Below are 5,191 nucleotides of genomic sequence, written 5' to 3'. Positions count from 1 at the left end.
TGATGGTCACTGTTGCTGCTGGTCTTGTCGTAGATCTGAATACGGGCGGGCAGGGGACGACCGCTCAGGGGCTCCGGCGTGCGCTTGCTCCGCTGTTCAAACAGTCCGCGCCGGGTGTTGCTGCACCGGGACGGCTCGGTTCTGACCATTTCGTGGTGTCTGGGTCGCCGTCGGCGATGGAGTACAAGGTCACTGGTGGGGGCCTGGTGTTGGTGCGGTCGACGACGAACGGTGTCTACCTGGTGGGGGTGCCGGATACGCAGACTGTGCCGACTGATCCTGCTGATGGTGTGAATCCGCGGATCGATCGGATTTATGCACGTCAGCCGGATCCTCTGCTTGATGGGGCTGGTGTTGCGGTGTCGTTCGTCATTGATGTGGCGAAGGGGACTCCTGCGGCGTCGCCGCTGTTGCCGTCTCTTCCGGCTGGTGCTCTCGAGTTGGGGCGGAAGCTGATCGCGGCGGGCGCGACGAACACACAGTCTGGGGCGGCGTTCACGGACCCTGCCCCGGTTACTGGTCTGAATGTCTCGGCTGGGACGCTTCCGGTTTCTGGTGGTGGCACGGGTGGGACGTCGAAAGCGCAGGCTCGCGCGAACCTCGGGTTCCTGTCGGGCACGGGGGTTCCGTCGAACTCGCTGGGTGAAGACGGCGACACATACGACCAGATTCTTTAGGAGGCACGGTGGCCGATCACGGGGTGGGCAGCGCTGGGACGCTGACGATTGCTGATGACGGCACCACGGTTTCGTTCTATGTGTCGTGTAGTGATCCGGCGACGAACACGGGCGGGTATTCCTGGTTCGGGACGGTGAACGGTTCCCCAGTTGGGGGGACGGTCTCTCTGGGTGCCGGGTTCGGGACGCGGCTTCTCGGGTCGTGGACTGTCACGGAGAGTCAGACGGTCACGTTGGGGCAGGATGCGACGGGCACGTCTGGTCTGGGTGGGTCTGCGTCGTTCTCGGAGTGGATCAGTAGGGCGTCGGCTTCTGTCCCGGATCCTCCGCGTGTTACGGGGTCGTCGGCTGGTCTGGATCAGATCACTGCGACGGGCATGCGGTTCCGTTACCGTCTCACGGGCGATGGTGGATCGACGATCACGGACCACCAGTACCGGGTCTCCACCCGCGCGGACTTTGTTGGTGCGTCATGGGTGAATGGGACCCCGTCTGGTGACATCATCCGCAACGACCTTGACCCGGGGACAACGTACTACTGGCAGGCGCGCGCGAAGAACGCGATCGGATGGTCTGCACCATCCGATGTCGTCTCCGCGACGACGATCGGTGGCGGTCGGCTTCGCGTCGCTGGGGTGTGGAAGAACACGTCCCGGTGGATGAAAGTCTCTGGCACGTGGAAGCGCACCACCCGGTGGGTGAAGGTTGCCGGAGTGTGGAAGCGGGCACGATGAGCGGCTACCTGATCGGTGGGCGGTTCCTCACCGGGGAGATCACGCTCCGCAAGATCGTGCCCGTTGGTTGCAACGTCGAGCTCACCCTGAACGCCGCCGATTCGGTGAAGGCCGACCTGAAGCTCCCTCTGGTGGATCCGCGCACCGGTGTCGGTATTGATATCCCGAACCAGCTTCTCCCGCAGCGCGACTTCATCGGCTGGGTGGAGAACGGGGTCGTCCTCGCGGCGGGGCCAGTGCAGGGCGACCCGTTCACGTTCCCGCGGGCTTCGACGATCAACGCGGCCGGGATGTGGGAGTACTTCACCCGCCGGTTGATCCTTCCACCGGGGACGACGCTGCCGTCTGCGGTCACGTCGGCATGGTCGGGGATGTCGTTGCGGACGATCGCGAAGCGGATCGTGCAGCAGGCGTGCGCGTGGTCTCATGCGGGTCTCCCGATCGACTATGAGGCCGATGTTGCTGGGACGAATGAGCGCGAGTATCCGGGTAAGGACCGGATGGTTGTTGCTGAGGCGTTGAAGAACCTGACCGAGGTTGAGAACGGCCCGGACATCACGTTCCGTCCGAAGCTGACGGTTGATCAGCGGCATGTGCGGTGGGATCTTCTGACGGGAGACCCGGATCTGACTCAGGCTGGTGCGGATCACTACTGGGATCTGAGTGCCCCAGGCAGGTTCGCGCAGGTCACGGACTTGGATAGGGATGGCCGTGACCTTGCCACGCATGCGTGGGGTGTGGGGGCGACACCGGAAGGTGCCGACGTCCCGCTCGAGGCGCTCGCGTCCTCCACCGTCCTGACTGACGCGGGCTTCCCGATGCTGGAGATGGTCGAGCAGCGCAACAGCGTCAGCCTCCCGGCGACGCTGCAGGCGTACGTCGACGAGGACGTGGTCAGGTTCTCGACGTTCACGGAGACGTTCCAGGTGCGGGTGAAACGGAACCAGCCGCCGAAGCTTGGAACCTACTGGCCGGGGGACTGGGCGAAGATCCGCATCGGAGACAACCCGCGCATCCCGGCCGGCACCTATCGGGTGCGGATCATCCGGATCTCGTTCGGCGCTACCAGTGATGTGACCCTCGACTGTGCACCCGAGCGTGTCGTCGGCGGTTACCCGGTCCCGTCATCGAACCGGGCATGGCTGAGCGATCAGCTGCGCGGCCTGCAGGGCCGCATTGACGAAACACAGCGCGGGTGACGCGTACACGAAAGAGGTGAGGCGCTTGCCTACGATCACAGGTCCGATCCTCGATTCCACGGGGGAGCCGGCTAACGGGTTCCTGCGTGTGCGGGCGTCGAAGCCGTTCGATATTGGTGTGGGTCATGTGACTCAGGCGCTTGCTGTTGCGAGGGTTCGTGATGGTGTCCCGCTGATCGCAGGTCAGCCGTGGACGGTCCCAACCACCCCGGACGGGGTGTATTTGGAGTTGCAGCAAGACCTTGATGGGGATCAGATGCAGGTCTTCACGTTGACGGTCCCTGATGTCGCGTCGATGACGTACTCGGAGTTGCTGTTCAACCGTGGCGGTGGGGCTGGTGGGCCGGGCGTCTACTGGTGGGACCTCACTGGGGATCTGCCCTTCCCGCCCGAGGCCGTAGATGGCGACTTCGGCTACGACAGCATCACCGGCGACGTGTGGAGGAACGACAAGTGACCAAGGTAACGATCACGAACATCAAGGGGCCGAAGGGTGATGATGGTGCACCGGCTGTCCCGGGTTTGCACACGCCGACTGTTTCTGGGGCGGTGACTGTCCCGGTTGAGCATGAGCACGCGTACGAGATCAACGCGACCGCTGCGGCCACGGTGTCGTTGGATGGTGTTCTGGGGTGTCAGGCGGCGATCGTCTGGTCCGGCGAGTCGGGCACGGTGGAGGGCATCCCGATGGTGGAGGGAGATACGGCCGTGGCCGTGAAGCTCACCGCCGGGTGGCAGCTCTTCCCCGTCGGCCCCGCACGGCCCGACACGACCGCCCCGACCGCCGGCACCCTGACCGTGGTCACGAGCTACACGACCGCGGACCTGACCGTGACGGGCGCGATGGACGACGTCGCGCTGCACGCCGCCCCGTACGCCTTCTCGAAGGACAACGGGGCCACCTGGTCGGCGTGGCAGATCGACCCGACGTACCAGTACACGGACCTCGCATCCAGCACATCGTTCACGTTCCGGCATCGGGTGCGCGACGCCGCCGGAAACGTCAAGACCGGGGCGGCCGTGGTGAAGTCCACGGCGACGCCTCCGACGTGGACGGTGTGGGCGCAGGATGACTTCACTGGCTCGGATGGGGCGATCGTCGGCCGAAACACGCCGACCGGAAGTCGGGCATGGAAGGCTCCGACGGGTGGCCCGTACGGTTACCCGTCGTGGGCGGACGGCCAGTTCGCGCGGATCGCGAGCAACAAACTCTCGCTCGGGAAGGCCGCGGAGGGCTGGGTGGACCTGACCGCTGGCATCGCGTATCCCCCTGTCGGCACCGAGGGGCGGGTGCGGGTCACGTTCGACTACGACCTGTCCGCGTACCCCGGGGCGACGCTCTGGGCGATCTTCCCCTCCAACGTCCACGCCCAGCCGTTCGGTGCGCTGATGAAGAAGGGAACGGTCGCGTCGTTCCGGAATGACTCGGGGGATTCGTGGACGCAGAGCCCGGGCGCGATCATCCCACCGGACTCGGGGACGGCAGTCGCGGAGTGCTCTCGCAGCGCGTCCGGTGATCTGACGTTCCAGTTGACCGTGGGCGGCACGGTGGTCTGCGCCGCGACCGGTACGGGCTCCTCGACGAAGCCGCCATCGACGGTGCAGGTCGGGATCGGCTGCTACCGCGCCGACACCTCGACGATCACGGTCGACAACTTCAAGGTGGAGTACGTCGCATGATTCTCCTCATGGCTGCGGGCGGGGGCACGGTGTCTCCGCCCGCGGATCCTCGCCCGGTGATCGCGGATCCGCTGGTGATGCAGATGCGCCCCACGGGCAGGAGCTTGCGGACGATCCGGATAGCGCGGGACGGGTCCGGGGAGTTCACGACGTTCAAGGCGGCGATCGCCGCGGGCACTGCGACACAGAATGCCGCGGTGGCTGCTGCTGGCCTGGTGAAGCCGACCCCGAATTTCTGGATCACGTATCTCGTCGGCCCAGGCGTCTACCAGCCGGGGTCGGAGTTCGGGTCGGGAGAGATTCACCCGTTCGCAGCGTTCTACGCCCTCGACCCCACGAAGGGCGCGACCCGCGTGGAGTGGGGGATGGAGCCGACGGGCGGGTTCTACTGGGAAGGTATCGACGTCACCTGCGTGGACAATGCTGGGGCGTTCGATCCGAAGTATGCGTTTCATCTGCACGCACTCGCCACGATCGTCCTCACCCGGTGCGCTTTCACCAACGCGGCCCCCTCGGCGGGCGGATACCCGATGCCGATCGGGATGGACGGGGACACCGGCTGCACACTCGTCTGTCACGACGTTGACTTCACCACTGGTCCTCGCCTGTCCAATCACGGCTTGATCGGCGGGACGGGGAGCCTCGCGGGTATGACGATCGTCTATTCGCAGTGCCGCTACCCGACCGGGTCGCTGTACTTCTCCACCCTCAACGACTCCGATCTGACCGAAATGTGGGTCGTCGGTGGATCCGCGGATGCATGCAGCCTCGTCGGCGACAAGGCCACCCTGCACCTCGACCCGGCGACCGTCCTGAACCGCACGACCGGCTCCTACGCCGGCCACGTGAAGGCAGACGGATCCCCCGCGACCGGGGTGACCGACGCCCGCACGGACTGGCC

The 5,191-nt window shown here is 65.6% G+C and carries 5 protein-coding genes; all 5 read left to right on the top strand.

Annotated features, from left to right (window positions below; translation table 11 throughout):
• Window positions 1-677 (top strand): hypothetical protein (locus WFJ01_RS18925; protein WP_336630027.1); only part of this gene is annotated, 677 nt, incomplete at its 5' end.
• A 676-nt stretch (window positions 678-1,353) separates the two neighbouring features.
• Complete coding sequence (locus tag WFJ01_RS18920) at window positions 1,354-2,610, top strand: hypothetical protein (RefSeq protein ID WP_336630026.1); 1,257 nt, start codon at window positions 1,354-1,356, stop codon at window positions 2,608-2,610.
• 25 nt (window positions 2,611-2,635) lie between these two features.
• Window positions 2,636-3,067, top strand: a complete 432-nt coding sequence (locus WFJ01_RS18915; protein ID WP_336630025.1) for a hypothetical protein — start codon at window positions 2,636-2,638, stop codon at window positions 3,065-3,067.
• 92 nt (window positions 3,068-3,159) lie between these two features.
• A complete protein-coding gene (locus tag WFJ01_RS18910; RefSeq protein ID WP_336630024.1) occupies window positions 3,160-4,290 on the top strand; it encodes a hypothetical protein in 1,131 nt (376 codons plus the stop codon).
• 56 nt (window positions 4,291-4,346) lie between these two features.
• Window positions 4,347-5,191 (top strand): hypothetical protein (locus WFJ01_RS18905; protein WP_336630023.1); only part of this gene is annotated, 845 nt, incomplete at its 3' end.

Origin of the sequence: Microbacterium sp. MMO-35, from assembly GCF_037147555.1 — a bacterium.
Lineage (GTDB): Bacteria > Actinomycetota > Actinomycetes > Actinomycetales > Microbacteriaceae > Microbacterium.
The sequence above is the reverse complement of the archived record's forward strand: the minus strand, read 5'-3'. Positions and strand labels throughout refer to the sequence as shown.